Annotated in this window: 1 protein-coding gene; it reads right to left on the bottom strand. The window is 32.9% G+C overall.

Going from position 1 to position 741, the window contains the following annotated elements; all coding sequences use genetic code 11:
- Positions 1 to 39 precede the first annotated feature (39 nt).
- Positions 40 to 474 (bottom strand): DUF2971 domain-containing protein, encoded by a 435-nt coding sequence (locus PV763_RS17730; RefSeq protein ID WP_420938303.1) that lies wholly within the window; start codon positions 472 to 474, stop codon positions 40 to 42.
- Positions 475 to 741: the final 267 nt, after the last annotated feature.

Genomic DNA, 741 nt, shown 5'->3' with positions numbered 1-741 from the left:
AAGCCTTCGACTTAACCTTCTTTTACATCAATAATGGCTTCATTTAATGTCAGCATACTTTTTAAAACACCACCCAGGATTTATCTCCAATGTATAAATTGGTTTAAATCCTGGTGTAATTTTCTGCCATACTTGACCATCAAAATTATACTTTCGTTGACGTGGTATATGATAGGTAGAAATATAAGGTGAAATTTTTTTCACAATTCTTACCTCTTCTTCATACTTCCAAAAATGCATTTTATTAAGTAGCGCTTGTTTCAATATTTCTTTATCTTTTCCCCAAGTTAAATTTTCAACATTATTCAAAAATTCAACAGTACACCGATTTAAGTTTTTCGGCTCTTCACTTAAATATGTGACTGAACCCCAGTCTGCTGTAATAATGAATTTATCAGCATCATTCAATCCGGCTTTATTTACGTCAATTCCAATTACTACACCATTATGGCTATCTGCATAATGTGCCCACATCAATGGATTTAATGGCTGTTTAGTTAAACATGTATAAATACTTTCTGGAAAACTTCTGCTGCAAAACCTCATTAGAATTTCGCTTTGAAATTACATGATCATACAAGTCTAATGTTGTACATTCGAACGGATCATTAAAATCCTCTAAATGCGAAAAAGCTAATGTCCGATTATTTAAGGTTAAAAGAGCATTGTTAGCGGCAGTGTAAAAATGACCCCCTAATGGCATTTAAAAACTGACCCCCTTGGTTAATATAGCGGTCATTT

It is taken from the genome of Acinetobacter sp. AS5 (genome assembly GCF_048957595.1).
In the GTDB taxonomy this organism is placed as follows: domain Bacteria; phylum Pseudomonadota; class Gammaproteobacteria; order Pseudomonadales; family Moraxellaceae; genus Acinetobacter.
Note: the sequence above shows the minus strand (reverse complement) of the source record. Positions and strands in the feature narration are given on the sequence as shown.

What these genes read in the sequence shown, in the direction of transcription:
- PV763_RS17730 (WP_420938303.1), bottom strand. Translation starts at nt 474, where the DNA reads ATGTGGGCACATTATGCAGATAGCCATAATGGTGTAGTAATTGGAATT.